This is a genomic window from Parabacteroides goldsteinii DSM 19448 = WAL 12034 (assembly GCF_000969835.1).
GTDB lineage: Bacteria > Bacteroidota > Bacteroidia > Bacteroidales > Tannerellaceae > Parabacteroides > Parabacteroides goldsteinii.
Genome location: NZ_KQ033912.1, coordinates 211,084 through 236,922, shown reverse-complemented (window position 1 = coordinate 236,922; position 25,839 = coordinate 211,084). Strand labels below are relative to the sequence as shown.

General features: G+C 40.3%; 31 protein-coding genes and 1 tRNA gene. 31 read left to right on the top strand and 1 reads right to left on the bottom strand.

Going from position 1 to position 25,839, the window contains the following annotated elements; genetic code table 11:
- Nucleotides 1-105: 105 nt before the first annotated feature.
- The 27 genes from HMPREF1535_RS01090 to HMPREF1535_RS00955 all read left to right on the top strand — a co-directional run bounded on the left by HMPREF1535_RS01090 (nucleotide 106) and on the right by HMPREF1535_RS00955 (nucleotide 19,696).
- Nucleotides 106-441, top strand: a complete 336-nt coding sequence (locus tag HMPREF1535_RS01090) for an SH3 beta-barrel fold-containing protein (RefSeq protein ID WP_046145051.1) — start codon at nucleotides 106-108, stop codon at nucleotides 439-441.
- Between the two features lie 2 nt (nucleotides 442-443).
- On the top strand, nucleotides 444-626 hold the full coding sequence (locus HMPREF1535_RS25705) for a hypothetical protein (RefSeq protein WP_148499095.1): 183 nt from the start codon (nucleotides 444-446) through the stop codon (nucleotides 624-626).
- 632 nt (nucleotides 627-1,258) lie between these two features.
- Nucleotides 1,259-2,032, top strand: a complete 774-nt coding sequence (locus HMPREF1535_RS01080) for a hypothetical protein (RefSeq protein ID WP_235438457.1) — start codon at nucleotides 1,259-1,261, stop codon at nucleotides 2,030-2,032.
- A gap of 172 nt (nucleotides 2,033-2,204) precedes the next feature.
- Nucleotides 2,205-2,278 (top strand) — tRNA-Val (locus HMPREF1535_RS01075).
- A 31-nt stretch (nucleotides 2,279-2,309) separates the two neighbouring features.
- On the top strand, nucleotides 2,310-2,699 hold the full coding sequence (locus tag HMPREF1535_RS01070; protein WP_046145049.1) for an ASCH domain-containing protein: 390 nt from the start codon (nucleotides 2,310-2,312) through the stop codon (nucleotides 2,697-2,699).
- 183 nt (nucleotides 2,700-2,882) lie between these two features.
- Nucleotides 2,883-3,566 carry a phosphoadenosine phosphosulfate reductase domain-containing protein gene (locus HMPREF1535_RS01065; RefSeq protein ID WP_046145048.1) on the top strand — a complete coding sequence of 228 codons (684 nt, stop codon included), beginning with the start codon at nucleotides 2,883-2,885 and terminating at the stop codon, nucleotides 3,564-3,566.
- Nucleotides 3,538-4,278 carry a ParB N-terminal domain-containing protein gene (locus tag HMPREF1535_RS01060; protein ID WP_046145047.1) on the top strand — a complete coding sequence of 247 codons (741 nt, stop codon included), beginning with the start codon at nucleotides 3,538-3,540 and terminating at the stop codon, nucleotides 4,276-4,278. The genes HMPREF1535_RS01065 and HMPREF1535_RS01060 overlap by 29 nt, the downstream gene beginning before the upstream one ends.
- Nucleotide 4,279: 1 nt before the next feature.
- Entirely contained in the window at nucleotides 4,280-4,498 is a 219-nt protein-coding gene (locus HMPREF1535_RS01055; RefSeq protein WP_046145046.1) for a hypothetical protein, read from the top strand.
- Between the two features lies 1 nt (nucleotide 4,499).
- On the top strand, nucleotides 4,500-5,015 hold the full coding sequence (locus HMPREF1535_RS01050; RefSeq protein ID WP_046145045.1) for a hypothetical protein: 516 nt from the start codon (nucleotides 4,500-4,502) through the stop codon (nucleotides 5,013-5,015).
- Nucleotides 5,012-6,280 (top strand): PBSX family phage terminase large subunit, encoded by a 1,269-nt coding sequence (locus tag HMPREF1535_RS01045; RefSeq protein WP_046145044.1) that lies wholly within the window; start codon nucleotides 5,012-5,014, stop codon nucleotides 6,278-6,280. Before HMPREF1535_RS01050 ends, HMPREF1535_RS01045 begins: the two co-directional genes overlap by 4 nt.
- Before the next feature lie 10 nt (nucleotides 6,281-6,290).
- Nucleotides 6,291-7,772: a phage portal protein gene (locus tag HMPREF1535_RS01040; protein WP_046145043.1), complete on the top strand. Its 1,482-nt coding sequence runs from the start codon at nucleotides 6,291-6,293 to the stop codon at nucleotides 7,770-7,772.
- Nucleotides 7,773-7,924: 152 nt separating this feature from the next.
- Nucleotides 7,925-8,272, top strand: a complete 348-nt coding sequence (locus HMPREF1535_RS01035) for a type II toxin-antitoxin system RelE/ParE family toxin (protein ID WP_046145042.1) — start codon at nucleotides 7,925-7,927, stop codon at nucleotides 8,270-8,272.
- Nucleotides 8,238-8,540 (top strand): helix-turn-helix domain-containing protein, encoded by a 303-nt coding sequence (locus HMPREF1535_RS01030; protein ID WP_046145041.1) that lies wholly within the window; start codon nucleotides 8,238-8,240, stop codon nucleotides 8,538-8,540. Before HMPREF1535_RS01035 ends, HMPREF1535_RS01030 begins: the two co-directional genes overlap by 35 nt.
- Nucleotides 8,540-8,884, top strand: a complete 345-nt coding sequence (locus tag HMPREF1535_RS26055) for a hypothetical protein (protein WP_187386415.1) — start codon at nucleotides 8,540-8,542, stop codon at nucleotides 8,882-8,884. The genes HMPREF1535_RS01030 and HMPREF1535_RS26055 overlap by 1 nt, the downstream gene beginning before the upstream one ends.
- 156 nt (nucleotides 8,885-9,040) lie before the next feature.
- Nucleotides 9,041-9,664, top strand: coding sequence for a hypothetical protein (locus HMPREF1535_RS01015; protein ID WP_046145040.1), 624 nt, complete (start codon nucleotides 9,041-9,043; stop codon nucleotides 9,662-9,664).
- Nucleotides 9,665-9,666: 2 nt separating this feature from the next.
- Nucleotides 9,667-10,266 carry a head fiber protein gene (locus HMPREF1535_RS01010; RefSeq protein WP_046145039.1) on the top strand — a complete coding sequence of 200 codons (600 nt, stop codon included), beginning with the start codon at nucleotides 9,667-9,669 and terminating at the stop codon, nucleotides 10,264-10,266.
- 17 nt (nucleotides 10,267-10,283) lie between these two features.
- Nucleotides 10,284-11,375 carry a hypothetical protein gene (locus HMPREF1535_RS01005; protein WP_046145038.1) on the top strand — a complete coding sequence of 364 codons (1,092 nt, stop codon included), beginning with the start codon at nucleotides 10,284-10,286 and terminating at the stop codon, nucleotides 11,373-11,375.
- Nucleotides 11,376-11,385: 10 nt separating this feature from the next.
- Nucleotides 11,386-11,709: a hypothetical protein gene (locus HMPREF1535_RS01000; protein ID WP_046145037.1), complete on the top strand. Its 324-nt coding sequence runs from the start codon at nucleotides 11,386-11,388 to the stop codon at nucleotides 11,707-11,709.
- A gap of 58 nt (nucleotides 11,710-11,767) precedes the next feature.
- Nucleotides 11,768-12,106 carry a hypothetical protein gene (locus tag HMPREF1535_RS00995; RefSeq protein ID WP_046145036.1) on the top strand — a complete coding sequence of 113 codons (339 nt, stop codon included), beginning with the start codon at nucleotides 11,768-11,770 and terminating at the stop codon, nucleotides 12,104-12,106.
- A 1-nt stretch (nucleotide 12,107) separates the two neighbouring features.
- Nucleotides 12,108-12,425 carry a DUF6706 family protein gene (locus tag HMPREF1535_RS00990; RefSeq protein ID WP_046145035.1) on the top strand — a complete coding sequence of 106 codons (318 nt, stop codon included), beginning with the start codon at nucleotides 12,108-12,110 and terminating at the stop codon, nucleotides 12,423-12,425.
- A complete protein-coding gene (locus HMPREF1535_RS00985; protein WP_046145034.1) occupies nucleotides 12,425-12,754 on the top strand; it encodes a hypothetical protein in 330 nt (109 codons plus the stop codon). The genes HMPREF1535_RS00990 and HMPREF1535_RS00985 overlap by 1 nt, the downstream gene beginning before the upstream one ends.
- A complete protein-coding gene (locus tag HMPREF1535_RS00980; RefSeq protein ID WP_046145033.1) occupies nucleotides 12,742-13,041 on the top strand; it encodes a hypothetical protein in 300 nt (99 codons plus the stop codon). The genes HMPREF1535_RS00985 and HMPREF1535_RS00980 overlap by 13 nt, the downstream gene beginning before the upstream one ends.
- Nucleotides 13,038-13,433: a hypothetical protein gene (locus HMPREF1535_RS00975; protein ID WP_046145032.1), complete on the top strand. Its 396-nt coding sequence runs from the start codon at nucleotides 13,038-13,040 to the stop codon at nucleotides 13,431-13,433. Before HMPREF1535_RS00980 ends, HMPREF1535_RS00975 begins: the two co-directional genes overlap by 4 nt.
- 4 nt (nucleotides 13,434-13,437) lie before the next feature.
- The gene (locus tag HMPREF1535_RS00970; protein WP_046145031.1) at nucleotides 13,438-14,016 is read left to right on the top strand and encodes a hypothetical protein; all 579 of its coding nucleotides are present in this window, start codon (nucleotides 13,438-13,440) and stop codon (nucleotides 14,014-14,016) included.
- Nucleotides 14,017-14,091: 75 nt separating this feature from the next.
- Nucleotides 14,092-14,508 carry a hypothetical protein gene (locus tag HMPREF1535_RS00965; RefSeq protein WP_046145030.1) on the top strand — a complete coding sequence of 139 codons (417 nt, stop codon included), beginning with the start codon at nucleotides 14,092-14,094 and terminating at the stop codon, nucleotides 14,506-14,508.
- A gap of 11 nt (nucleotides 14,509-14,519) precedes the next feature.
- Complete coding sequence (locus HMPREF1535_RS26050) at nucleotides 14,520-14,699, top strand: hypothetical protein (protein WP_046145029.1); 180 nt, start codon at nucleotides 14,520-14,522, stop codon at nucleotides 14,697-14,699.
- Nucleotides 14,696-19,696: a tape measure protein gene (locus HMPREF1535_RS00955; protein ID WP_046145028.1), complete on the top strand. Its 5,001-nt coding sequence runs from the start codon at nucleotides 14,696-14,698 to the stop codon at nucleotides 19,694-19,696. The genes HMPREF1535_RS26050 and HMPREF1535_RS00955 overlap by 4 nt, the downstream gene beginning before the upstream one ends.
- A 33-nt stretch (nucleotides 19,697-19,729) precedes the next feature.
- Here the strand turns inward: HMPREF1535_RS00955 and HMPREF1535_RS25700 are convergent, their stop codons facing one another.
- Complete coding sequence (locus HMPREF1535_RS25700) at nucleotides 19,730-19,954, bottom strand: hypothetical protein (protein WP_129698245.1); 225 nt, start codon at nucleotides 19,952-19,954, stop codon at nucleotides 19,730-19,732.
- A 52-nt stretch (nucleotides 19,955-20,006) separates the two neighbouring features.
- Here HMPREF1535_RS25700 and HMPREF1535_RS00950 point away from each other — a divergent pair, with 52 nt between their 5' ends.
- From HMPREF1535_RS00950 to HMPREF1535_RS00935, 4 genes are all read left to right on the top strand, one after another.
- The gene (locus tag HMPREF1535_RS00950) at nucleotides 20,007-20,426 is read left to right on the top strand and encodes a hypothetical protein (RefSeq protein WP_046145027.1); all 420 of its coding nucleotides are present in this window, start codon (nucleotides 20,007-20,009) and stop codon (nucleotides 20,424-20,426) included.
- An 86-nt stretch (nucleotides 20,427-20,512) separates the two neighbouring features.
- Nucleotides 20,513-25,096, top strand: a complete 4,584-nt coding sequence (locus tag HMPREF1535_RS25000; protein ID WP_148499094.1) for a hypothetical protein — start codon at nucleotides 20,513-20,515, stop codon at nucleotides 25,094-25,096.
- The gene (locus HMPREF1535_RS24995) at nucleotides 25,093-25,455 is read left to right on the top strand and encodes a hypothetical protein (RefSeq protein WP_052716625.1); all 363 of its coding nucleotides are present in this window, start codon (nucleotides 25,093-25,095) and stop codon (nucleotides 25,453-25,455) included. Before HMPREF1535_RS25000 ends, HMPREF1535_RS24995 begins: the two co-directional genes overlap by 4 nt.
- Nucleotides 25,456-25,459: 4 nt before the next feature.
- Nucleotides 25,460-25,753, top strand: coding sequence for a hypothetical protein (locus HMPREF1535_RS00935; RefSeq protein ID WP_046145026.1), 294 nt, complete (start codon nucleotides 25,460-25,462; stop codon nucleotides 25,751-25,753).
- Nucleotides 25,754-25,839: the final 86 nt, after the last annotated feature.

Here is a 25,839-nt window from a genome sequence, read left to right as displayed (position 1 = left end):
AACTACTATGTTGTATTGTTTGTGTAAATATATAACCTACATTTGCATTGTCAAAGTAGGTCAAAGACTACGAAACAATATAATTCAACTAAACATACAACGATTATGAGCACAACATTTAAAAGCAGCATGAGAGAGGTAATGAGTAACGCATGGCGTTTCTTCAAAGTAACAGGTGAAAGTTTCGCTGACTGCCTCAAAAGAGCTTGGCAGGTTTACAAGCTGGCTAAAGAAATGAAGAAAAGAACAGTTCAGTTCTTCTATCAGAAGGTAAACGGCGAAATCCGTCAGGCTTTCGGTACTATGAAAGACGAAGTTATCGCCGATAAGATCAAAGGTAACGATACCCGTAGAAAGAATGACGATCTCTTTACCTATTGGGATTGCGAGAAAGAGGCATTCAGATCATTCAAGAAGTTTAACCTTGTAAAGATAGCATAACTATGAAATTACTATCAATCAACTATTGCAATAGCACCTTCTATGTTGAGAACAATGGTGAAGTGTACACCGGTTCTTTCGGCACTTGTGGCGGCTTTGTCATCGTCACCAACTTAACAGGGTATAAGGCTAATTTGCCTTTGAAGTTTAGAATTGAACATTTCTTGTACGATATAATACTGTAAGCTATGATATTTAACGGTAAAAGATATAATGAATACGAGACTAATATAATAGGTCTTGATGATATAGTTTGTTTAAATGGTACAATAGGCTACGTAGATGCTATCATGTACGATTATATATTACTGGTAGATGACAAAGGCAAGGCACACCGGATAGATAAGAACAACATTCAGTCTGCTTTTATGTTAAGTCAGATTTTTCGTAATAACTTATCAAGTATATTGTTGAATTGACCTCTTTGCACGGTTATTAAAGGCCGCTCGCACTACTTTAGAGCGGCCTTTAGACTTATTTTGAAACAATCAATGAATTGTTTGGTATAAAGGATAGTGATATTCTTTTAAAAGTTTGGTAGGTTATAGTTTTGTGATATGAAAACAACCCGCATACGTGACGGTCAGCGGCAGAAGATATTTAGGGCATTGGTTAGAGTTGCATACCGTCACATCAGGCAGCTTTGATCTTTGCCCTTTGCTTTTTCTTGTCAAGCGAGACTGAAAGAGCAGGTAGAATGGCATACTTCGGGGTTCGAGTCCCCGGCTACCACTTCGGACAAATAAAAATCCCCAGAAGCGGACAAGTCCGAACCGTTAATGGGGATAAACATTAAACAGTTGCAAATATAATTATTATGAAGCAATTATCAAAAACTAGTTCAAGCGAAGAAATAAAAATGTATTTCAACGCTATTTTAAAGTTGGCGAAAGCGAGTGAGGAATTTCCGGTTAACTTCGATGAAGTTTGGATGCTGGTCTATAATCGAAGAGATTACGCCGTAGATGCGTTAAAGAAAGATTTTATTGAAGGTGTAGACTATGTATGCACTTCGGTAAAAACCGAAGTGGGCAGCAATAAGTTTGAATATGAATTAACGGTAGCGTGTATGGAATTTTTCATCGCTCGTAAAGTTCGTGATGTCTTTGAGGTCTATCGCAAAGTCTTTCATAAAGCTGCTGAACATGCAAAGCAGTTGAAATCACCTACGCCTACAAAGGTTCGCGCGTCACTCGAATGGGTAAAAGGGGTTAAAGACCTACTAAACCTGAATGATTCTTCAATTCTATCTATGATTAAGCAGGTTGGCGACCCTCTTGGATTACCAACCCCGGATTATATCCAATCAAAAGGTATATTAAAATCTGCTGGTGATCTTCTGAAAGAAAACGGACTTTCTATCAGTGCACAAGCGTTTAATCAGAAAATGATAGAGAAAGGCTACATAGTTGAACTAACACGTCCATCTAGTAAAGGCGTTGTGAAGAAATTTAAGTCTATAACAGGTGAGGGGTTGAATTTTGGAGAGAATCAAGTGAACCCCAATAATCCAAAGAGCACACAGCCTCTTTATTATGAAGATAAGTTTTTTAAATTATTGACATTGTTAGATTTGAAACAGATTGCTTAGATTATAATGTGCGCCCGTTTTTCACGATCCGGGTGCGCCTACCTTAGAGGCGTGTAGAAAGAAACGTGATGCCTGGTTTAAAAACAAATAACCCACAATTAGCCGGTTGTGGTTAATCAATACACAGGATATTTCTGTATCTTTGGTCATGGTAGTACCTTAGTGGTGCTATCGCGGGGTAGAGCAGTTGGTAAGCTTACTACTTTGACTTGGTAGAGGTCGCGTGTTCGATCCACGCCCCCGCAACTGATTATTTATTAATAAAATAGACACGATTATGAACGTTTTAACGCTTTCGATTAAACAGAAGTTTTTTGATGAAATTTTAGCCGGCAATAAAACACAAGAGTTTAGAGAGATCCGGCCTAACACTTCTCAAAAATATGTCCGGTATAAAGTTGGTGACAAAGAGTACAAGCATTTTGAAGAAGTGCCAGAAGATCAAGAACCCGAAGTTGTGCCGGTTGAATACGATGCGATTAAATTTCTCACAGGTGAGTATAAAGGCACACGTCCATTTGCGATCGTAGAAGTAAAAGGCGCAAAAGTAGAAATCTTGACAGACGAAGATGGCAACGATATTCCTTATGAAGTCGATGGCGTTGAATACGTAATGGCTCAGATCGTTTATGATCTGGGTAAGGTATTAGATAAATCCAATGTTTAACCATTAATATTTTTGCTGAGTCGGTAGAAGAACTAACAGAACAGGTTTTGCGACCTCTAATTACAGAGGCGGCCGTAGAGGTTTGACGGTACCAGGAACAAACAGAGTTTCTCAAGGTGGTAGATTCATTACAAGAAACCAACAGTACAGAAATGTGCGTGCAGGTTTAGGCATGAGTTCAGGATGACCTTGCTTGAGAGAACATATAGGACGATAGACTTCGTTAGAGTAAAATCTAATGAGGCTATCGTTTTTTGTTCTTTAGGTAAGGACAGTCTTGTATTACTGGATCTTCTTTATCCAAGGTTTGAAATGGTAGTATGTGTTTTCATGTACTTTGTCCCAGGATTAGAACATATCGAACGCTGGGTGAACTGGGTTAAGGCCAGATATCCAAAAGTAGAGTTTATACAGATTCCACACTGGAATTTGACCTATATTCTTCGATCAGGCATGTACTGTGTCCCTAATCCAAAGATAAAGCTGTTGAAGCTGGCTGACGTAGATAATGCTATGCGTTTAAAGTTTGGCATTGATTACGTGTTTTATGGGATGAAGAAAGCTGACAGTATGAACCGTAGGCTGATGCTGAATACTTATCCTGATTATGAGAATGCAGGTAAAGTTTATCCTTTGGCCGACTGGACACAGAAAGAGGTTCTAACCTACATGAGGCAAAAAGGACTTCCCGAGCCGATCCGGTATTCAAGTAAGGCTTCGGGCGGTATCGGGTTCAATCTTGACTGCTTTTTGTGGCTTCGTGAGAATTTTCCAGGAGATTTGAAAAAGATTATCAAAGCATTTCCTATGAGTGAAAGAATTTTATTTGAATATGACAATGGAATTAAGCAAATACATAAAGAGTGAATCAATTGAACTAAGCCGTTCGGCTATTCGCTTCGCAGACTATAACCCTCGCAAGTTGTCGGACGAATCTCGTAAGACTTTGAAGCGTGGAATTAAGAAATTTGGTTTGGTTGGTGGTATTGTCGTGAATAGACGTACCGGTTTGACTGTGGTCAGCGGGCACCAGCGTCTGTCTGTTATGGATGATTTGCAGAAGTTCCCCGATAACGACTACTGTATTCGTGTGGATGTGATTGACGTAGACGAAAAACAGGAGAAGGAACTTAATATTTTGATGAATAACCCGAATGCGCAAGGTTCTTGGGATTTCGATACCCTTGCTCAGATTGTTCCTGATATTGATTGGAAAGACGCTGGACTGACTGATGCCGACCTAAACATGATTGGCGTTGACTATCTTTTGCAGACAAAAGAGGAAAGCTCTATTGCAGACGCTTTGTCTGATATGATGGCACCTGTCACCGAACAGGATGCAGCCGATAAAGCCGCCAAGCAGTTAGAACGTGCCACAAAGGTAGCTCACATGAAAGGAGTCAAGCAACAGGTAAAGGAGAATGCACAGAAGCAAGCCGAGAACATGGATGCTTACGTGATGCTGTCCTTTGATACCTTTGAGGCGAAAGCTGCTTTTATGGCAAGATTTGGGTATGATCCGGATATGAAGTTTGTAAAAGGAGAAGTATTTTCCGATCAGATAGAGAGGATAGATTGATATGGCTGTAAAATTCAGGTATAAAGAAACAGGATTATTTTTTTGCAAAGCTAAAGGTTTATCTACTGACAAATCATATGGAGAATACAAAAGCCGTGAGCGTTTCTTGAAGAGACATTTATCAAAGCGTGGGCGCATTTATGAATCAGCCACCGAAAAACAGAAAGCCGATTGGATAGGTAAGATGTATGTAGGTGAATTTGAAATAGTGGAGGTGTGATATGAGTAATAGTGAATCTCAAAATACAAATAGTCGTGGAGGAAGAAAGCCTAAGTTTGATTATATAAGCGAGGATTTTCTTTCTCTCGTAGAATCGTATGCAAAAAAGGGGTTCACAGACAAGGAAATAGCTTTTGCTGTTGGGTTAGCCCCTCAGACATTTTGCGAGAAGAAGAGTCAGTACTCTGAATTAAGCGAAGTATTAACGCGCGGGCGGGCGACCATAACGGCAACAGTCCGGGCAAAGTTCCTTGCTATGGCCTTAGGGGGTGTTAAGACAAAAAGTACCACTATACGAAAGATAAAGGATAAGGACGGGAATCTAACAGGTGAAGAAGAAGTTCAAACAGTAGAAGGCGAACTGGCTCCCAGTTTGCAAGCACAGTCGGTTTGGCTCTATCATTACGATGAAGACTGGAGAAAGGTTGAACGCAAGCAGGATGAAGAAACTGACATTCCTACCGACATAAACCATGGTATCAGTATTGATTCCTGGATTAAAGACAAACTGAAATGATAGAACCCCAGGCGACATATCACCCCCTATACACTGATACGGACAAATTTATAATCCTTATCACCGGAGGAAGAGGTAGCGGAAAAAGTTTCAATGCTTCCACTTTCATCGAACGGCTGACCTTTGAAATGACGGAAGCCGAGAAGATTGTTCATCAGATACTCTATACTCGATATACGATGGTTTCTGCCGGTATGTCTATTATTCCGGAAATGATGGAGAAAATAGAGTTAGACGGAACAACCAAGTATTTCAAGACTACTAAGACGGATATAGTCAACAAAATGACTAAGAGCCGTATCATGTTCCGAGGCATCAAAACTTCCTCAGGAAACCAAACAGCGAAACTGAAATCTATCCAGGGTATCACTACTTTCGTCTGCGACGAAGCGGAAGAGTGGACAAACGAAGAAGAATTCGACAAGATAATGCTCTCCATTCGTAAGAAGGGTATTCAGAACCGGATTATCATCATAATGAACCCTTGTGATTCCAATCACTTTATTTATAAGAAGTACATTGAGAACACTCACAGGCTGGTAGAGATTGATGGCGTGCAGGTTCAGGTCTCCACACATCCGAATGTGCTTCACATTCATACAACCTACCTGGATAACCTGGATAATCTTTCCCCGGAGTTTCTAAAGGAGGTAGAGGATATGAAGGAGAGTAATCCCGAAAAGTATGCTCATGTGGTTATCGGCCGGTGGGCTGATGTTGCGGAAGGAGCAGTGTTCAAGAAATGGGGTATTGTGAAAGAGTTTCCGCAATGGTGCAAAAAGGTTGGTATTGGTCAAGACTTTGGATATACAAACGATCCTTCAGCATCTGTTCGGTGTGGTATCGTGGACAATGCTTTATACTTGGATGAACTATGTTATCAGACAGGAATGTTGTCTTCCGGTATAACCAAAATTCTTAAGCCGTGGGGATTGAAGGTTATGGCGGACTCTGCCGATCCTCGTTTGATCCAGGAGATAAAGAACGGTGGTGTGAACATCTACCCAGTAGATAAGTATCCGGGTTCTATCAATGCAGGTATCGATAAGATGAAGGATATGGAATTATTCGTTACTGAGCGCTCATACAATCTCATAAACGAACTTAGAAACTATGTCTGGGATAAAGATAAAGACGATAACTATATCAATACTCCTGTTGACAAAGACAATCACCTGATAGATGCGGCTCGTTATTATGTATTGGGTATGCTTCTAGGCAAGATTTTGAAACCCAAAGATAATTCTGGAGTATTTGCACATTAAAAATAAGCGTATGAAAACATTAGAAGAAATATTATCACTCGAAGATGTAGAACGTAAAATCTACTATCTTAAGAAAGGCCGGAAAACTCAGCTTCCGGATCGGGGAAAACTATATGCTGATTGGGATCCGAATAAGCATGAAATTTTCGATAAAGAGAAATATCCCCAGATCGAAATCACAATTGAGCAGGAGAAGGAAGAGTATGACGAAAAGGCCGGAAAAAAGGTAACTATCCCGAAAAAGACTAAGAAGGTCGATCCTAACCGTATTGCTCTTCCCTTGGAACAGGATATCGTGAATATTCAGACTGCTTTCACCGTTGGTACAGAACCAAAGATGGATTGTACCCCTGCTGAATCGGAGAAAGGTATCTTCGAAGCCCTGAAACAGGTTTTGAAGAAGAATAAAATCAAGTATCAGAACCGGAAGATTGTTCGTGCCTGGCTTTCAGAACAGGAGTGTGCCGAATATTGGTATGTGACAAAAGATGATGGCTTTTGGGCTAAGCTGAAAGCGAAAGTAGCTAATCTGTTTGGCAAGTCTATGCCTCAGTATAAATTACGTAGTGTTCTGTGGTCTCCGTTCCGAGGGGATAAGCTCTATCCCTTCTTTGATGATTCAGGGGATATGGTAGCTTTCTCCCGTGAGTATAAGAAGAAAGACCTGGACGATCACGAAATCACTTGCTTTATGACTGTAACGAAAGATATGGTTTATCAATGGGAATTAGACAAAGGCTGGCAATTGGTTGCTGCCTTTAAACATGGATTCAAGAAACTACCGGTTCTCTATTGTTATCGTCCTGAAGCATACTGTGAGAAGATAAAGACTATCCGTGTCCGATTGGAGAAACTTCTTTCCAGTTATGCGGATTGTATCGATTACCACTTCTTCCCGATCCTAAAATTGTTTGGAGACGTAGATAAAATGTCTGGCGAATTTAGAAACAGGGTTGTCCAACTGACAGGGGAGGGAGCGGATGCCGCCTACTTGACCTGGAATCAAGCAAGTGATCCGGTAAAAGTCGAATTTGAAAATCACTTCAATCAGGCGTATGCACTTACCAATACTCCGCGTATCTCATTTGAAAACCTGAAAGGAACCGGCAATGCTTTATCTGGAGAAGCTTTTCGATATGTTTTCATGGGCGCTCACATGGCGGTCGAAAATTCGGCAGAAGAAATAGGCCCTTTCTTACAGAGGCGTATTAATTTCTTAATTTCTGCGCTTGGTTCGATTAATACCAATTTCGAAAAACCTTCCGAAACAATTGATATTGATGTTGAAATACAGCCTTATATTATTGATAATTTGGAAGATAAAGTCTCTGTTGCTGTAAAGGCTGTTCAAGGACAGGTTTGGTCTCAAAAGCATGGCGTTATGTTTGCAGGTAACTTAGAACGGCTGGATGAAGAACTTGCTGAAATAAAAGAAGAACAAGCTGCTCGTAAGAATGAAATCTTAAAAACAGAACATAAAAACGCTTCTTAGTCAGAAAAAATACGGGGTTTATAATTTCGTTATTTAAAAATAGAACAGTTGGCGGTTGCTCCGGTGGGGTAGCCGCTATTTTTTTTACATATCAGTCTTATTTTAATTACGCAAAAGTTGCTCAACTGATATACTTTGTGTATCTTTGCTACATGAAACGAAAGATAAGAACATACGGTGGATACTTTGAGGCTTTTATGGATACGTTATCTGTAAAAGAGCAGGATAAAGTACAATATGCGCTACTTTTGCTTAAAACCCAAGATCGACTGCCAACCAAGTTTGTGAAGTTCATTAGAGATGGACTTTATGAACTGCGAATAGAATCAAATAGTAATATCTATCGTGTGTTTTTCATCTTTGATGATGGACAAATTGTGGTCTTGTTCAATGGTTTTCAGAAGAAAACACAAAAAACACCATCGAATGAAATAAAAAAAGCATTAAAAATAAAGGAGGAATATTATGGAGACAAACAATCACAAAATAGTGGATTATGATGTTGTGCTTGATGCGAAGTTTGGCAAAGAAGGGACACCAGAGCGGGCTGCAGCCGAGGAGAGAGCTAACGCTTTTTTCACTGGGATGATTATTGAGGAAGCCAGGAAGAAAGCAAAAATGACTCAAGCGGAGCTTGCTGAGAAGATAGGTACTAATAAATCCTATATATCCCGTGTAGAGAATGGAATTACTGAGCCTAAAGTTTCAACATTTTATCGTATTGCATCTGCATTGGGCTTGACTGTTGAGTTAACTCCTGCTATGTGATGGTTGAAATCAAAAACGACACTGAATATAAAGCCATTTGTCAAAGGATAGAAGAACTCCTTCCTATGACAAATAATGAAACACCTGCTACTGATAGGAGATTAGTTGAATTAGATATCTTATCAAATCTTGTAGCTGATTACGAAGAAGAACATCTTCCAATTGGAGAAGAATTGAAGTACCAAGGTTATTCAGGAACTGTCGAATATAGCAAAGAAGATGGTTGCTTGTTTGGTAAAGTTCTTGGTATGAAGAAAAGCCTTATAACCTATGAGGGAAGAACTCTAACAGAGTTAAGAAAAGATTTTGAACTGAGTATTGATTTCTATTTAGAAAACAGATAATAATAAAAGAGGCGCGATTCCTCCCCGGTTTCGCGTCTTTTTTATTTACTTTCCCACAATCGCCCGATTGTGGTTTACTACCTTCCTTAATATTTCCTTTCAATAAGTAAGCTATCTACTTTTATACCAAAGATTTTAAACGAAAATTCATACGGTATGAAAGAAAAGATTTTAGCATTACTCAAAACCAAATTCCCTGGGGTTGATGAAGCTACTTTGATCCGAATCGCAGAAAAGAAAGCGACCGGTGTAACGGATGAAAGCCAAGTACAGCCAATTGTGGATGGAGTAAGCTTTCAAGACGTGTTAAATTCCTATGGTGATTTCCGGGCTAATGGTGCAGTTTCTTCCGCAGTAATCAACTACGAGAAGAAACACAATCTGAAGGACGGTAAACCAATCGAGAACCCCAATCCGAACCCAGAAGAAAAGAAAGAAGATGTTCCTGTATGGGCGCAAACGTTGATTGATTCTAATAAGAATCTTTCGACTGAACTTTCGGCTTTAAAGCAAGAAAAGTTACAGGCTACCCGTCAAGAACAGATTTTGTCAAAGGCAAAGGAGTACGGTATTCCCGAAACACTTGTTCCCATGTTGAAAGTTACAGATGATGCGGACTTAGATGTCTTTATGAAGGACGCAAAGCAGACTTTCGTTAATGCGGGATTTGCAGAAGTGAAAAGCCCTGAAATAGGAGGAGATGACAAGACCGAAAGTGAAGCTATTGCCGGTATGATTTCGGAGGGCACAAAAACGATTGTTGAACAAAACAAAAATTAATTATGGCAGCAGGTACACATTATGATGTAACTCCGCAGTACGAACCGCAGGAGTTTTACCGTGTTGAAACTGGCGTTAGAAAGAGCGGCCCCTGGAAGTTGGACATTACCAATTTGCTTGTCGGTTCTTTCTTACCTGTATTCACTCCGGTTCAGGCTGATTTGGTAAAGCGCACACTGGTTCCGGTTCGCAACGTGAAAGTTGTAGAGGCCTACACCACTGAAGCAGATGCTTTATCCATCAAAATTGCAAAGAAATCGCTGGCTTATGTCGGCATGTTTATTGGAAGTGGCAAGAAAGGAGCGAAGGTAACCGCTATCGACAAGGCCAATAAGAACTATGACGTTCTGACCATCGAAGCCGCTTTTGGGGAGAATATCGCAAAGGATGCCGTTCTGTTTGAAGCGACCGCAGTAGGAGGCACAGCAAAGAAGAATACAGCAAACTTCGTTCTCTACGATGCGAAGAAAGTTGAAAGCGATGGCGTTGTTCTTTGTACTCTCCTGATGCAGGCCTATGAAGTGAAGGAAAGTAAGCTGATCCTTCCGATCCATGACCTGGATAAAGTCGGATTGACAAGCCGTTTCCAGTTTGAGTATTAATCATTAAAAGTTTAGATATGAATTTGACCATACAAACTTTATTTACAGATCCTAACATCGTCAAGGCGGTGATTGATCGTGTGCTCCAATTGAGATTGGATACAATCTACTGGAAGCAATACGGTGATTTCTTGGAAACCAAACAGCGCGTTTTCAAGACGTATATGGGGACGGTTACAGGTGTTGTTGCCGGTTCTATTCTTGGCAAGAATGACCAGAAGCCGTTGAGAGAAAGACGTAACCTCGGAAGTGGTTATACTGAAATCGCTTATCTAGGTGACCGTTACCAAATGGATATTGAACGCCTGTCACAGTTGCAGGATATCATTGACAAGTTCAATGCTGCTAACACTGCTGACCAGCGTACGATTTTGCAGGAAATTATTGACTTTATCGTTGATGATTATCGTCAAATCCTGCTTGCTCCGCACAAGCGTATGGATATCGTTGTTCCGGAGTTGATGATGACTGGAAAGTCTGTCGTTTACATGGCGGATAACAAAGAAAACATTGAACTGCTTGACATTGAGTTGCCGTTCCACTTTCTTACTCCGGAAGCCGCGGTAAAAAATATGTTTATCTCTTACTTACAGCAGGAGATTCAAAAGCTGAAAGCCAAATACGGTGTGTTCTCTAAGATGATTATGTCTCGGGGAACATTTATGAAGAACATCGTAGGGGCTTCCGAGTTCGGTGACAAGTTCAAGATGATTCTTGGCGAGCGTGAGTTCATGGTTAATGCAGGGTTGGTGACTGACCAGATGGCCTCCAGTGTTTTTACAGGCATCGGACTTCCAGCGATCGAGATTAAGGAGGATTACGTAGAGAATCAGGCGGGCGAGAACGTGCAGATTTATGCTGATAACCGTATTACCCTGTTGCAGACAGACAAGGTGATGAAGATGCGCCACCATAAGCCGTATGTTATGACCGATCCGGTTCCGGGACGTTCTTATAATACCGCTGAAGGTCAGATGTCAGTATGTAACTATCGTGACGAAGAAGGTCGATACATGGAGTATACCGCTGAGTGGATTCCTGAATTTACTTCTCCGAATAAGATTGTGAATTTCGATTTATCAACCATGAACGCTGTCCCGGAGGGATAAGGAGGATTCTATGAAGATTAAAGTGATTGATATTTTCCGCGACAAGTTTACTGGCGAAGTGTACAATCCAGGTACAATCCTCGATTTTGAAGACGAAACCCGCGTGAAAGACCTTTCGGAACGCAAACTTGCCGAAGTTATCGAAGAGAAGAAAGCCTCTAAGGGGATTTTTCTCTTCGAACAGGAGTTTGAAAAGAAAGACGTTGTAGAAGCATTGAAGTCTATCGGTGTCTCTGTAACTGCAAATATGAGAGAGGGAACACTTCTTTCTAAAGTAGGGGAACTGGATGAAGAAAAGACTTCTGCTTTGAAAGAAGCATTAGGTATCGAATAAAAGGGATAGGGTAGTATCTCTATCCTTCCATTGTTTAATTTTATAAATCAGTAAAGAAATGAAGAATTTTATTTTTGCCATGTGTGGCTTTTTGATGATGTCCTTGGTTTCATTGGGCGTACAGGCATCAAGTATTAGTGAACCTATTTTGCCAAAATCAGATGTCGTGATGGTTGATGTTGGTCTGCCGATGACTCAGAACGAGGTGGTTAAAATCGTTCCAATGGATTACTTGGTGTTAACAGCACCGCAACCTGTATTTGTTATTGCTGAAAGTCCGGCTATTCAAAGCAAGCTGGTTGCTGTTCCTAAATGTCCGTTCCGATACGTATATAAATCGAAGTATTGTACGCATTATAGTTACACTGCATATAGTAGATTGATTACACCATATTAAGATGACGGTAAACGACTACATACAACAGAAGTTTCAGACATTCGGCATTCAGGTGTCGGAGGCTGACCTTTTGGATATGTGTCTTACCTCGAAGATAAGCGGAGAGGATGAGATGAATGAGGATTGCTACGATCGTGTCTCTGTGGCAATAGCGAAGTTCATCCCCTCTCTTTTGCTTCGAGCAACCTCTATCGGAGAAAGCGGTTTTTCTATGTCTTGGAATATCCAGGGGATTAAGGATTATTATTCCTTCTTGTGTAAGAAGCATGGTTTGAAAGATGAGTTGAACACCAATAAACCTAAAGTTTCTTTCCGGTGATGATATTCGCTCCACACATATTGCAGGTTAAAGTGACTAAGCCGATGGACAAGGATGGTTTCGGTCGGCCGATTCCCGGTACCGGTGGTGAAAGCTGGCAGGATGTATGTAAGTGCCGTTGTGATGATGTGAGTGCGGAAAAGAAAGTTTCTATCAATGGTGTTCTGTATGATTTCAAATATAAGGTAGTCTTTGACAAGCCGATAAAGGTTGAAGCAGGTGAGGAAGTCCGTTGTTTGAATCTTGATGGAAGCATAAGAGGGGAGGGGATTGCTAAAAGTCCCTTAGAAACAAACTATTTTCCTTACAGACAGATATGGTTGGAGTAGATTTTGATTTCTCAGATGTTGATGATTTCCTCAATAAAGGGGAATGGGAAGTCGAGAAGAAGATGATTGATGTGGGCGATGAAGCCGTGAAGTACGCAGAGGAACATGGCGATTATAAAGACCATACGCTCACTTTGAGAACGTCCAATGATTATGATGTTGACCAAAGTGGTTTAACTCTGAAAAACGAAGCGGAATATGCTTCATTCGTAGAATCCAAAGGATTTGATGTTTTGAGTGGTGCCGCTTTATATGCAGAGAAACGACTAAAAGAAGAATTTGAATGATAGTAACTACCGACATTGGAAACATTCTTTACCAGGATTGCAAGGCTTTCGGAATAGACATAGTGCCTGACGGTGAAACGCTGACGGGTGAATTGAAGTCTGAAAGGATTGCTATCCACGCGAAGAAGCAACAGCCGGGGACTTATTGGAGAAAGTCTTTCGCGGAAGTGAATCTTTGCGTTCCTGATTTTAGCGAGAGCGAAGCGAATACTATCCGTTTGAATGAACTTGAAAGAGAAGCTATGAAACGGTTTGATAAAGTGGTAAGCTCCTATGACGGTACAACCTATTGTTACTCTATTGATGCTATCGGCACAGAAGCGGAAACAGCTTTAAAGTGTCATTATGTGAATGTGAGGATTTTATTTGAAGTGTTAAATGTAAAACTATAAAATTATGATTTCAGCAGTAGGAATTAAAAAAATCTTGTATGCCGACACAAGTGTAGTTACGGCAGACATTACTCCCGAAATTGCAAAGACTTTGATTCAGGCGGCTATTACCGCTAAGAATGAAGTACAGAATGTGCATGGGGAAACGTGGCAGATTGAAGAATCGGAAGCCTCCGTTACTGGTCACAAGAATCAGTTGAACGGTCAGAATTATCGCTATGATACTACCCCTGGTGACATTACGCCTTCTTTTTCGATTGGACAATACGATTGGAAAACGAAAGCCGATATGATGGGTGGCGAAGCGGTCAAAAAAGGCGGAAGTGGTGCAGATAAAGATGAAGTGGTAGGATGGAAACGTCCGACAGGCAAAGTCGTTATTAACAAGGCTCTTTTCTGCCTCACAGACGATCATGTTTGGTTTATCTTCCCTAATGCGCAGATCGTCGCCCGTGAATCGAATACAGACAAGGCGATTGCCATAGCTGTCAAAGGATTAGTACAGACATCTAAAGTCGCAGGCGTTTCTTCTGAATACAACTATGAAGAAAGCGCGGTTGGCTCCTTGGTTGCAGAGGGTTAATAGGTGATAGATTTAATAAAAACTAAGGGTGGGAGTGGCTTGGTTCACCTTCACCCTTTTTAATTCTAAGAGTTTATGAATCAAGCAGCAGAATTGGTGTCAGGTAGCCTGTTAGGTGAAAGTATGGCTACGATAATCATTGGAAGGAAAGTATATACGGTCAATCCTCCAGCAATAAAAGTTATTTGCCGCGCTTGCTCGGCTTTTGCAAAGATCAGGCTAGAAGGAGATTATACAAAGTTAAGTGTGATTGGAGAAATACCGTGTAATGCTCCGCATATAATCAAAGGACTTTCTGCTTTGATCGTAGGTGATGTTAAGCATTGGAGGTGGAAGGCTTATAAGGTAAGCCGATATCTACAATCAGCCACGAATAAAGAGTTGAACGAAGCCTGGGAGACTATTTATCCATTAATTGGTGGTGAGGATTTTTTCGCCTATGCGTTTTCCATGAAGAACGCCGTAAAAATGATAGCGAAGGAAAAGTTGTAGGAAACGAGACTATGCTAGGGCAGATCGCTTCGTTCATGGAAGAGCTTCACCTGTCATACAGAGAGGTCTTTGAGGTGATACCCTATCGGAATCTAATCATCATGCAGAAAGATAAACTACATGAGGCCCATGGAGAATTGGTCAAAAAAATATCAGGGAAAGAATTAGCTACAAAGAGAAGAAAGAAATGAGTAAACTATATTTCAAAGTAGGTAGTGACTGGCAAGAGGTTGTTCGTCTTCGTAATGAGATAACCAAGTTGGAAGCACAGATAAAGTCTATGGATGCAAATAAGGCTCCACAGGCTGTTGCTGTGCTTAATACCCAGATGCAACAGGCAAAACAACAGATGCAGGGAATGATAACCGAAGCGGCCAAAGCCGGGGCTGTGATGGACAATGATTTTAAGCAGAAAATCTTTGAAGCCTCACAGGGGGTAAATAGCTTTACCGAGAAGATTATTGCTCAAAAAGCAGTGGTTAAAGACGTAGAAGCTGATGTGAAACGGTTGGGCGAAGCCTATCGCTCTGCTTTGAAGAATAATCCTTTATCCGCTAATAGTAAGCTCTCCGAATATACATCTGCAAAGAAAACACTTAATGAAGAAAAAGCGGCATTGTTCGGACTAACTCAGGAACAGGCTAATGCTCGATTGTCTGTTAAAAAACTTCGGGATGAATACACATTGTTTAAAGACGATTCTCAAAAGATAGTCACCGTAAATGAGGGTGTGGGTGTATCATTTAAAAAGATACTGGCCGGCATTGGTGGAGTGGCGGCAATTAAACATTTGGGATCAGAGATTATCAATATTCGTGGTCAATTCCGGTCAATGGAAGTTTCTTTGAATACTATGATTGGAGAAACAAAAGCAAAGCCTCTTTTGACTGATATTAAGCAATATGCGGCTCTATCTCCACTCCAGTTGAAAGATGTATCTTCTGCTACTGAAATGATGATCGGCTTCAATATAGAAGCAGAGAAAACTCCGCGCTTCATCCGTGCGATCGGCGATATCTCCCGGGGCGAATCACAGAAGTTCAATTCTCTTACTTTGGCCTTTTCTCAGATGTCGGCTGCCGGTAAATTGATGGGGCAGGATCTTAACCAAATGATTAACGCAGGATTTAACCCGTTGCAGATTATCTCAGAAAAGACTGGCAAGTCCATAGCTCAGTTAAAAGATGAAATGTCAAAAGGAGCAATCTCTGCTGAAATGGTGCAACAAGCATTTATTGATGTCACATCAGAGGGAGGAAAATTCTACAAGATGTCGGAAAACGCCAGTAAAGAAATGGCGGGTCAGATGTCTATGCTTCAAGATGCTATTGATAGTGTGTTCAATGAAATAGGTCAAAACAATGAGGGCGCTATTGTCAAGGGTATTCAGATGACAACCAAGCTTGTAGAAAACTATGAGACAGTTGGACGGGTATTAACAGGACTGGTTGGTGTTTATGGAACTTATCGGACAGCATTGATTCTTAACGCTGTTGTTGAACAAGGATTTAATAAGGCTATTTGGGCGAATGTTTCAGCCACAAAGGCTTATACTGCAGCACAGGTCTTATTGCAAAAAGTTCTTAAACTTAACCCGTATATTGCCATTGGATCCGCTGTTGTTTCTCTTGGCCTCGCATTTTGGGCGTTAGCAGATCATACAACAGCCGCAGAAAAAGCACAGGCCAATTACAATAAGCGAAAAGAAGAAGCAGCCCAAGTTGAAGATAAACACAAACAGGAGATTGAAAAACTTATCACTACTGCTCAAAATGAGTACTCTTCATCAATAGATCGGGTCGATGCTTTAAATAAACTAAAGGATGCCTATCCTGGTATCATTCAGAAATATATTGACGAAGAAGGTCATTTAAAGGATATTTTGGGTCTTAAAAAAGAAATAGCAGAAATTGATTCCCGAAAGATAATTGAAGATACGGATTCTATCGTTACAGATTATCAATCTCGAATCAAAACTCTTCAGGATGAGATTGCTTTTCGGCATCAAAACTACGGAAATGGTCAGTATAAAAATCCTCTCTTACAAAGTAAGACAACTAATCAATTAGAGAAGGAGCTAAAGCAACTGGAAGAAGATGTAAAACCTTATGCAAAAGATCAGCGTCAGAATCGGTTAAACCAGTGGCAAATTGATCTTAAAAAAGAAACGGACGCTAAGATCAAGACTGAACTTGACGAAGCAAAACGTCTGCAAGCTATGCGGAAGAACAATCCTTTATACACTTTAAATATAATGGAGGGTTCTTTGCGGGGCCAGATATCGGGTGAAGAGTTGAATACGCGTATAGATGTTTTGCAATCAGAGCTTGATCTTCGATCCCCAAAGTCTGAAACAAAGAATAAAGCCTATTGGGAGAAAAAGAAAAAGGAAGCAGAAGCTGCCCGCGACGCTTTGGGGGTAGAAAAGCAAAACTCAAAAGATTGGAATGAGTATTCCATGCAGATCAAGGAAGCCCAGAAGAATATTGATAAGTATTCTGATTCAAAAACGACTAAGCAAGAGAATCAGGCCGAAAAGCTTCGTAAAGAATCAGAGAAATACAAACTCTTTCTTGATAAGAATAAACGCATCCAGGATCGAGCGGAAGTCGATGCTCAGAATGAAATTACTCAAAGTATCATTGATGCTATGGAGAATGGTTCCGCTAAAACTTTAGCGCAAAGAGAACTCAATCACAAAAAAGAGATAGAAGCTATCCGTCGTGAAGGAGAAGACCGGAAACAACAATTGATTGACGGCGCTAGAACTGAATTTCAAGCTGATCCTGTTAATAAAAAAAGAAGCTTCGATCTTACCGAGTTCCTAAAAAACAAATCTGTTCAAGACCAATTTAAACGGATAGATGAGCAGACGGCTAATAAACTGGGTACGAAAAATACTAAATATGTCCGTGGTGATGATATGGTTGAACTCCTTGATGAATACAAAGACTATACGGACAAACGTCTTATTATCGAAAAGAAATTTAATGATGATATTGCTGTACTACAAGAACAACGTAAACAGGCTGAGAAAAGTGGAAACACGGGTCAGGTAGAGCGAATTGATCGGTCTATTGCACAAGCAACGAAAGATAAAGGTAAATCGCTAATGGGATTGGATTATGAGAAGTTGAAACAATCCCCGGAATACGTACGTGCTTTCGAAAATTTAAGACAGACATCGACAGAAACGCTAAACTCCCTGTTGTCCCAATTTGAAAACGCTAAACAGTCGGCGGCTCAAGTATTGTCGCCCGATCAACTTCGGGAATATACTACCACTATTCAGTCAATCATGGATGAACTGGATGAAAGGAATCCATTTCAGGCGTTAGCAGATAGAAAGAAAGAACTGGCAGATGCCGAGAATGAACTGGCGGAAGCAAAGAGACAACTCGATCTTGTAAACGATGGTGGTAAAATTGTTACTGGTGTAAAAAACTCAAAACTGGAAAAGGGTAAGATCAGCTTTGAAAACACTTATCTATCTTCTGCTGATGCACTTAAAAAATACAACGAGGCGAAAGATAAAGCTGCAAAGGCAAGTAATAGGTATCAGAAAGCGGAAAAAGAGGTAGCCGATGTCGTTGATAAACTATTTACCTCAATAAAAGATGTCGGAAGTACGATCGGAGGAACGTCTGGCGAAGTTCTTTCTTTCATTGGCGATATAGGCTTGTTTGTCACAAGCTCTATTAACGCATGGGAGACAGCAGCTAGTGCCGGCTCAAAGGCTGTTCAGGCGGTGGAGAAAGCTTCTGTTATTCTTGCTGTTATATCTACCGTAATACAATTGATGGAGAAGCTTTCTTCTCTATCGAAATCTGCCTATGAGCAATATGAAGCATTTGCAGAGAAGGTTAAAGAGATAAATTTGCTTACCGACGCTGTTAATGAGTATCGCATAGCTGCATTAGAAGCACAACAAGTAGAAAACAACTGGTTTTCAAAGGATAATCTCCAGAATTTACGCGATTATCGTAAGCTGCATGAAGAGGTTGCCAAAGCTTATAAAGATAAAGCAGAAGAGGATCAGGCCACATATCAGAACCAAAAAGGAGGAGGGTGGTTAACTGGTGGACTGAATGGTATAATGAACTGGCTTTCCCCTCTGGGTTGGTCTGGCATGTGGCAGAAGTGGACTAATCAGAATTACAAAGAGGGGACAACCGCAGCAATCGATAACCTTCGAATTGAGACAAGGAAAAAGAGTAAGGGTTTTCTCGGTACTGGCATTGGATCTAAATCTCAAAAAACAGAAGATTTAGCTTCATGGATTAAAAAGCAAAAAGGATGGGAAGATGAAGATTTATTTGATGAAGACAAGCTTATTAATGCAGGTTTAGCAAAGGAGGTTATTGAAAAGTTTGGAGATAAGTTAGTAGGTCAAACAAAAGAAACGCTAGAGGCTCTTATCGATCTTAGAGAACAGTACGATGAGTATCTGGATCAGCTCCATGAATATGTGAGTTCTTTGTATGAACCGCTTGTCGATAATGTCGTTGATAGTCTTTGGGATTGGCTGGATACGGGCAAGGACGCTTTAGATAGTTTTAAAGATTATGCATCTGATACATTTAAAGACATTGTCTCTGATATGATGCGTTCGATAGTTTTAAGTAAGGTTGTAGATGGCTTTGATAAGCAAGTTTCCGATTTATATGAGAAGTATGCTAAAGGAGATATTGATGAACAAGAATTAATGAAACAGGTTGCAGAAAAGACTGGTGAACTTGTCGATAGATACGAGCAGAATATGCCAACGCTTCAAGAGATTCTTGGTACTGTTAATGGATATTTTAAAGATGCGGGAATTGACTTAAAAGATAAAAATGCTAATTCTCAGTCCTCTTCTAAAGCTGTTTCTGTAATGGCTTCACAGGATTCTATTGATGAAACAAATGGACGTCTTACGGGCATACAGATGGCCGGTGAAGAAATAAAGGTTCAAAACGTATCTCAGTCCGAATCGCTAAATATCCTTACTGTAAAAGCTGATGCAATCCTGTCAGTTAATACCGATACAAGGAATATTGCCGATGAAATCCGAACTATTCAGGTAAACTCATATCTGGAACTGCAAGAGATAAGGGAAAATACAGGAAATTCGGCTAAATACCTGAAAGATATTAAAGCTGATATGGCAGAAGTGAAAAAGAATACTTCAGGCCTTAATTCAAGATAAAAATAGGGTGCTAATGTGTGGCACCCTATTTGTTTATTGCTTTGAAAAAGTTAGTTGTATTACGTAATGCCGTTCTTCATTTTCATCTATTTCTCCCATGATTATTTCATTGGAAGTTAGCTTGTAAGAATTTCCATTACGATGAATAACAACATCGCTTTTTGTGTAAGCAAAATAGTCCGAGAGAGAATAGGGCTCTTCTATGGAATCACTTTCATAGGGACTGTTTACAAAAACATACTGAATTGTTTTTTCCATGATAAATTGAATTTGAGTATATAAACAAAGGTACAAATAAAAATTATAAATTATGGCAGACTTAATAATTAATGGCTTTGATGCCTTTTTACAATGGGGTATAAGAATGGGCGACGGCTTTCTTGATGCAATCTTCGCCCCGGAACCTTTGAAGGAATTTATAGAGAATAAATCCCGGTTAAACAACGGTAAGCAAGTAGTCTATAATAACCCTAAGATCGATGAAAGAGATGTTACGCTGGTATTCACCTTAGAAGGAGAGACTCCGGATGATTACCTATCGAAATACAGCGCCTTTAAAACCGAACTTCAAAAGGGAAAAATAGAGATTAAAGTACCGGCACTTGGCAATCAGGTGTATCGGCTTACTTATCTCCGATCTGCTTCATTCGGATTAAATACTCCCCGTACTTTCTCAAAGATTTCGGTCAAATTCAATGAGCCTAACCCTAGTCAGGAAGGCAGGAAATAGCTAGTTTCCCACAAGGCTTTAATTGTGGGAAACGGAAACTCTAATTTTTAGGGCTTCTTTTTTTTATCACCGAAATTTGATGTGTTATGATTGACATCAAAGACACATCAAATAACAATCGTTTGTCGACTCAAGTTAATGAAGGGTCGATTTATAAATACACACTGCTGAAGGAAGAATATATTCTTTTGAAGTTCAGTGTGGAAAATCCTATCTATTTCCGGTTAGGTGACTATACAGATATATATGAAGGTTTATTTGAAATAGTAGATTTAGTTTTTCCGACTTACAACAAGTCTACTGGCGGATATGATTACGATCTCCGTATGGACGCTCATTATTGGAAATGGAAGCACAAAAAGCTTTTCTATGATCGTCAGAAGGGCAAAGAAGCCAAGTGGAGTCTTACTAGAACGCCGGATGCCCATATGTCAATTGTCGTTTCTAATATAGCGGCATTGGGTTATACCTATAAAGGGAAACCGTATGTATTTTCAATGGATGCTACGGTGAAGATGGAGCCTATTTTTATTCAGTATGACAATACTAACATCATAGATGGTATATCGATGATTGCCGAAGCCTGTGGTTGCGAGTGGTGGGTAAAAGAGAACTATATCTTTTTAGGGCACTGTGAAGACACGATAAAGGATGTCATTACTTTAGAAATGGGCAATGAATTGTCCGACATGACTCGTAGTGATAGTACATCTACTTACGCCACAAGAATTATTTCGTTTGGTTCAGAGAGAAATATTCCCAAAAACTATCGTCCTGATAGTGATGACTTAGTTATTGAAGGTGTTGTTCAGAGGCGATTAAAGTTGCCGGAAGGTATTCCATATGTTGATGCTTATCCTGATATGACAACCGAGGAGGCCATCGAAAATGTCGTTTTATTTGATAATGTCTATCCTAGAAGAATAGGAACGATATCAGAAGTAAACGAGACTAGAGGAAACATCGTTGATGAGAATGGGAAGCCTACAGGAGAGACTTATCCTATCTTCACAATTAGAGATGCCGGCCTAAAGAACTTTAAAAAAGAATACCTGCTTGATGAACTTCGATTTGTGTTTCAATCGGGGAGTATGAATGGTATGCATTTTGCTCTTGAATTGAAATCGAGTGATGATACAGGAACTGTCTTTGAAATTGAAAGGAACCAGAATTACGGTCAGTTCTTGCCGAATGACATAATGAAGCCTGAGAAAGATGGAACTTACATTCTCTACGGCTATGACACATCTTTCATATCAGATACACTAATTGGTGAAGCTGAACAGGAATTGCTGGAAGAAACACAGAAATACGTAGAGAAGAGCAAGATTGATCCATCTGTCTACGTCTGCCCAACTAACCCGGTAAGGTGTGCCGGTTACATAGACGGTAAACATAATCAACAGAAAGAAATTGATCTGGAGATTGGTCGTCGAGTGAAGCTTATCAATAATGCGTTTTTCAAAGATGGCCGCGAATCCCGCATCTATGGTTTTGAAAAGAAACTGGATAATCCGTTTGAATGTACTTATACCGTTGGAGAATCAACGCAGTATTCTCGTATTGGTGATATAGAAAACCGGCTGGATGAACTTAAATATAGTGGAAATACTTATGTGAATACAGGGGGAGGATCTGGAGGAATCTATGTTATTAAAACAAATGATTCCACGATTCCAACGGACCAGAATGTGTATTCCGCCTTAATGACTGACGCAAAAATCTACAAGGCTATAGAGGACAATTTACAAGACCTTGACGGCATGTTTTTGCGCAAAGATATTCCGGATACAGCGCATGGCGCGATTTCTTTTGAAGATATGGCGCAAAGTACATTGTTTGCCGAAGGTTACGAATGGGGAGCCGGTTGGGGGATCAATAATGAGGGATTAGGCTGGTTTGGAGAATTGAAGGTTCGGGATAATGTTTATATCGGTAAGATGTCCGGTTCTCCTTCGTCTGCCTCTGGTATGATGGGTTACGGTACTATACTGGATATGCAAAAAGCGTCTGGGGAATTTGATTATCTCCTTGCCCGTAAAGAGTTCCGTGTTAACACAATGGTCGTAAATGAAACATTGGGACTGAATGGCAATCGTTTTGTATCCGATTTCAATAAGATCGAATCTGTTCAGGAACTTTCGGATCGTTACCGTTGTAAGATTGACAAGATCGAAGGAATGATGTACATGAACATACGAGGTGACGATCTTATTTGTTGTCAGCAGTTCTCAGGTCTGTCATCCCATTATTATTATGGAGAGGTATTAGGAATTACAGAAGATTACTTCGACCTTAGAAAGCCTCTTTTAGATGGTCATTCTGTGCCGATGGCCGGTGATACGGTATTCCGTGCAGGTAACGATTCCGATCCAAATCGACAGGGTGTAATCTATTTGGCAACATCGGATACAAACGCGCCTTATATAGACGTATTAGATGGTCTGACATCTCCTGATATGACTGATAAAACAAAGGTTCGTATTGGTAACGTATCCGGGATAACATCAAAGTATAAGGGCAATTTAGGACAGTTGGGTTATCATCATGGTATTTACATCAAGGGCGGTATCTTTGAAGAATGTGATATCTACCTGGAAGATGGAACAACTGTTTACCAGTCATTCCAGATTATAAACGGGAAGTTGGAAAGTGAGATATCTTCTATCAGGGATGCTATCAACGATAACGGTAACAATATCCTGTCCAATCCGACATGGACGGCAGGACTGGATAAATGGGACTATACTCAGGATATCAATTTATTCTCTGCAACAAATGGGTGGCTGTGGTTTAATGCGGCTTTCTATTCTGATAAAAAGAGTTCAGTTGAGGTGATCCGGGACAGTGCATCCCGCGTTCTTCGTATGTATAAAAGCGGTATAACACAGGTTAATGCAAACCTGCAAAGCCGGGAATCTGGTACATACGTGATGCGTATCCGATACAAGGCTATAACAGCCGGAACATTGACCTATGGATTCTCAGGGAAAGAACTTTATAAGTCAACTCTGGTAACAGCCACAACAGACTATCAGGAAGAAACAATAACAGCAGAATGGGATGGTACTGGGGATTTCTCCTGCACTTACTCCGGTGACATATACATAAAAAGCCTTACGGTTATTTCAGATAGGATTGCAGCAATCAGAAATGAATTCGAAACAAAGATCGAACAAACGGATCAAAAGATAGAATTACTTGCTACGCGTGTCACTACAACAGAAGAAGGTGTAACACAGGCACAAGCGAGCATTTCTGTTATGGCTGATGAAATTGCATTGAAAGCTACAAAGGATGAGTTCAACGCTTTGGGCAGGCGGGTTACTGCGAATGAAGCTTCGATCACTGTAAATGCGGATGCTATTAAACTGAAGGTGTCCCAGATTGATTTTGACAGCTTGGGACGTCGGATTACATCAGCGGAATCGTCAATAGAGACAAATGCTTATCAAATAAGTTTAAAGGCTTCTCAGTATTCGGTCAGTAGTTTGACTGGTCGTGTATTATCTGCGGAATCGGCCATACAAGTCAATGCGGATAATATCAGTAGCAAAGTAGCTGTAACTGATTACACCGGGACGAATATTGTCAGTATGATCAACCAGACGGCTGATGCAGTGAAAATTATGGCGTCAAAAGTAGATATTCAGGCGTATAACTTGAATATGATCCGGAACTCGGGAGAGTGTCAGAACACCGTTTACTGGCAGGTAGACGGTGGAGCTTCTAATTTATCAGTATCGAATGGTTCTATTTCTGTTAATTTTTCAAACATTTCCGGGTGGTTATACAATCGAAGCCTGGCCGGTATTCAGTTGTTGGTACGCAGGAAATACACATTACGAATTAGCCTGTATTCTTCGGTATCTACAACTGTTACAGTATGGATCGGACCATATCAAACCGATATACCAGTATCGGTCGGAGACAGAGAATATACATATACGTTTACTGTTTCCAGTAATACGGATGCTCAATTCTTTTGTATGGCTTGTTCGACTTCCTGTAGAATGATGGTACACCGAGTAAAGTTTGAAGATGGTGAATACGCAACTCCCTGGACACCGAATCCGAACGATTCGATCTATTCTCTTGACTCCGATCTGGTAGCGGCTTTAAACGGTACAACAATTTCCGGAGGTTTACAGCTGACGACAAAGATAAAACTAGGATTGTTGTCGGGTGGTGTGTGGACTGAACAGGGTGGTATATCTGCGAACATTGATAATATCATGTTGTGGGCGGGCGGTACCTATGACCAGGCAAAAGCAGGAAATGTAAAGACTATACTTCGTCATGACGGCTCTTTAAAAGCAGAAGGTGAATTTGAATGTGGTTCAAAAACAGGAAATAGATGTTTGTTATCCGGTGACGGACGATTCAGAATGTTTCGTGGAGAGGTGGAAATACTAAACTTAGGGTATTTTGTAGAAAGTGATACATACTACTATCCTTCATTGAGTATGACAAGAAAAACAAGTTCAGGAACTGCTTTTGGTGGAGTGACTTTAAGTCCTACAGAATTGCTGTTTTCCAGTCCGGACGGACTAGGGTGTCTGTATGGAAATAATAATATGATATTTAATATAAACAAATTCCCGACTTCAGGAAGCATGGTAGGTGCCGTGTATAGGGATGGGAATACTTTAAAAATAAGAACATCATGAAAGTAAATTTTAATGTAGCGTTTAAGAATTTCGATGGAAAAGATGTAACTGAAACGTATCAAGAAGTTGTACGTGAAGAAGTGAACGGGGTAGTAAAAGATGTCGTAAAAGATAAGGTTAAAACTCAAATGATTTATCGTATGGTAGCCTCTATACTCTTTGTTGGCAAAGAATGTAAAGATGTAGATGAAAAAATGGCTTCATTCAATTTATCTCAGCGCATTTACAATGCAAAGGGAGCGATAGAGGTAACAACAGAAGAAGCCGCTTTGATAAAAAAGTTAGTTGCAAACTCTCTTATCGCTGGGGCTTATGCTCAGGTTGTGAATTTATTGGAAAATGGTACATCAAAAAAATAGTATTATGGAAATAGTATCGAATAAAATCAATCAGATAGCAACAACACAGGCTTGTGAAGGTGTAATAAATACGTACACCTATTCTCAAGATGTCGGACAGCCGGTAACGGATATCCGGATCGAAATATCTAAAAACGGTAATAAGGTTGCCGGAGCTAATTACATGGGTAGTTCTAATCGACTTTTGATCGACGTAAATGATTACAAGTTTCTGACACTCGGAGAGTGCAAGGCTGCTTTGTCTGCCATGTTGGATGATATTGAAACAATTCTTGCAGATGAAGATCGTATACAATAACATATTGCCTGTTAAGGGGTTCACAGCTATGAACCTTTTCGGAATAATCTTTGCCCGAAATGAGTACAAACCCCTTGCCCGGCGAA

What these genes read in the sequence shown, in the direction of transcription:
- HMPREF1535_RS00985 (WP_046145034.1), top strand. Translation starts at nt 12,425, where the DNA reads ATGATATTCGCTCCACACATATTGCAGGTTAAAGTGACTAAGCCGATG.
- HMPREF1535_RS01030 (WP_046145041.1), top strand. Translation starts at nt 8,238, where the DNA reads ATGGAGACAAACAATCACAAAATAGTGGATTATGATGTTGTGCTTGAT.
- HMPREF1535_RS00935 (WP_046145026.1), top strand. Translation starts at nt 25,460, where the DNA reads ATGGAAATAGTATCGAATAAAATCAATCAGATAGCAACAACACAGGCT.
- HMPREF1535_RS01070 (WP_046145049.1), top strand. Translation starts at nt 2,310, where the DNA reads ATGAACGTTTTAACGCTTTCGATTAAACAGAAGTTTTTTGATGAAATT.
- HMPREF1535_RS00975 (WP_046145032.1), top strand. Translation starts at nt 13,038, where the DNA reads ATGATAGTAACTACCGACATTGGAAACATTCTTTACCAGGATTGCAAG.
- HMPREF1535_RS01050 (WP_046145045.1), top strand. Translation starts at nt 4,500, where the DNA reads ATGAGTAATAGTGAATCTCAAAATACAAATAGTCGTGGAGGAAGAAAG.
- HMPREF1535_RS01010 (WP_046145039.1), top strand. Translation starts at nt 9,667, where the DNA reads ATGGCAGCAGGTACACATTATGATGTAACTCCGCAGTACGAACCGCAG.
- HMPREF1535_RS00955 (WP_046145028.1), top strand. Translation starts at nt 14,696, where the DNA reads ATGAGTAAACTATATTTCAAAGTAGGTAGTGACTGGCAAGAGGTTGTT.
- HMPREF1535_RS00995 (WP_046145036.1), top strand. Translation starts at nt 11,768, where the DNA reads ATGAAGAATTTTATTTTTGCCATGTGTGGCTTTTTGATGATGTCCTTG.
- HMPREF1535_RS00970 (WP_046145031.1), top strand. Translation starts at nt 13,438, where the DNA reads ATGATTTCAGCAGTAGGAATTAAAAAAATCTTGTATGCCGACACAAGT.
- HMPREF1535_RS01090 (WP_046145051.1), top strand. Translation starts at nt 106, where the DNA reads ATGAGCACAACATTTAAAAGCAGCATGAGAGAGGTAATGAGTAACGCA.
- HMPREF1535_RS26055 (WP_187386415.1), top strand. Translation starts at nt 8,540, where the DNA reads ATGGTTGAAATCAAAAACGACACTGAATATAAAGCCATTTGTCAAAGG.
- HMPREF1535_RS25700 (WP_129698245.1), bottom strand. Translation starts at nt 19,954, where the DNA reads ATGGAAAAAACAATTCAGTATGTTTTTGTAAACAGTCCCTATGAAAGT.
- HMPREF1535_RS01015 (WP_046145040.1), top strand. Translation starts at nt 9,041, where the DNA reads ATGAAAGAAAAGATTTTAGCATTACTCAAAACCAAATTCCCTGGGGTT.
- HMPREF1535_RS01005 (WP_046145038.1), top strand. Translation starts at nt 10,284, where the DNA reads ATGAATTTGACCATACAAACTTTATTTACAGATCCTAACATCGTCAAG.
- HMPREF1535_RS01000 (WP_046145037.1), top strand. Translation starts at nt 11,386, where the DNA reads ATGAAGATTAAAGTGATTGATATTTTCCGCGACAAGTTTACTGGCGAA.
- HMPREF1535_RS01035 (WP_046145042.1), top strand. Translation starts at nt 7,925, where the DNA reads ATGAAACGAAAGATAAGAACATACGGTGGATACTTTGAGGCTTTTATG.
- HMPREF1535_RS25705 (WP_148499095.1), top strand. Translation starts at nt 444, where the DNA reads ATGAAATTACTATCAATCAACTATTGCAATAGCACCTTCTATGTTGAG.
- HMPREF1535_RS01055 (WP_046145046.1), top strand. Translation starts at nt 4,280, where the DNA reads ATGGCTGTAAAATTCAGGTATAAAGAAACAGGATTATTTTTTTGCAAA.
- HMPREF1535_RS26050 (WP_046145029.1), top strand. Translation starts at nt 14,520, where the DNA reads ATGCTAGGGCAGATCGCTTCGTTCATGGAAGAGCTTCACCTGTCATAC.
- HMPREF1535_RS00990 (WP_046145035.1), top strand. Translation starts at nt 12,108, where the DNA reads ATGACGGTAAACGACTACATACAACAGAAGTTTCAGACATTCGGCATT.
- HMPREF1535_RS25000 (WP_148499094.1), top strand. Translation starts at nt 20,513, where the DNA reads ATGATTGACATCAAAGACACATCAAATAACAATCGTTTGTCGACTCAA.
- HMPREF1535_RS01060 (WP_046145047.1), top strand. Translation starts at nt 3,538, where the DNA reads ATGGAATTAAGCAAATACATAAAGAGTGAATCAATTGAACTAAGCCGT.
- HMPREF1535_RS01045 (WP_046145044.1), top strand. Translation starts at nt 5,012, where the DNA reads ATGATAGAACCCCAGGCGACATATCACCCCCTATACACTGATACGGAC.
- HMPREF1535_RS00950 (WP_046145027.1), top strand. Translation starts at nt 20,007, where the DNA reads ATGGCAGACTTAATAATTAATGGCTTTGATGCCTTTTTACAATGGGGT.
- HMPREF1535_RS00965 (WP_046145030.1), top strand. Translation starts at nt 14,092, where the DNA reads ATGAATCAAGCAGCAGAATTGGTGTCAGGTAGCCTGTTAGGTGAAAGT.
- HMPREF1535_RS01080 (WP_235438457.1), top strand. Translation starts at nt 1,259, where the DNA reads ATGAAGCAATTATCAAAAACTAGTTCAAGCGAAGAAATAAAAATGTAT.
- HMPREF1535_RS24995 (WP_052716625.1), top strand. Translation starts at nt 25,093, where the DNA reads ATGAAAGTAAATTTTAATGTAGCGTTTAAGAATTTCGATGGAAAAGAT.
- HMPREF1535_RS01040 (WP_046145043.1), top strand. Translation starts at nt 6,291, where the DNA reads ATGAAAACATTAGAAGAAATATTATCACTCGAAGATGTAGAACGTAAA.
- HMPREF1535_RS01065 (WP_046145048.1), top strand. Translation starts at nt 2,883, where the DNA reads ATGACCTTGCTTGAGAGAACATATAGGACGATAGACTTCGTTAGAGTA.
- HMPREF1535_RS00980 (WP_046145033.1), top strand. Translation starts at nt 12,742, where the DNA reads ATGGTTGGAGTAGATTTTGATTTCTCAGATGTTGATGATTTCCTCAAT.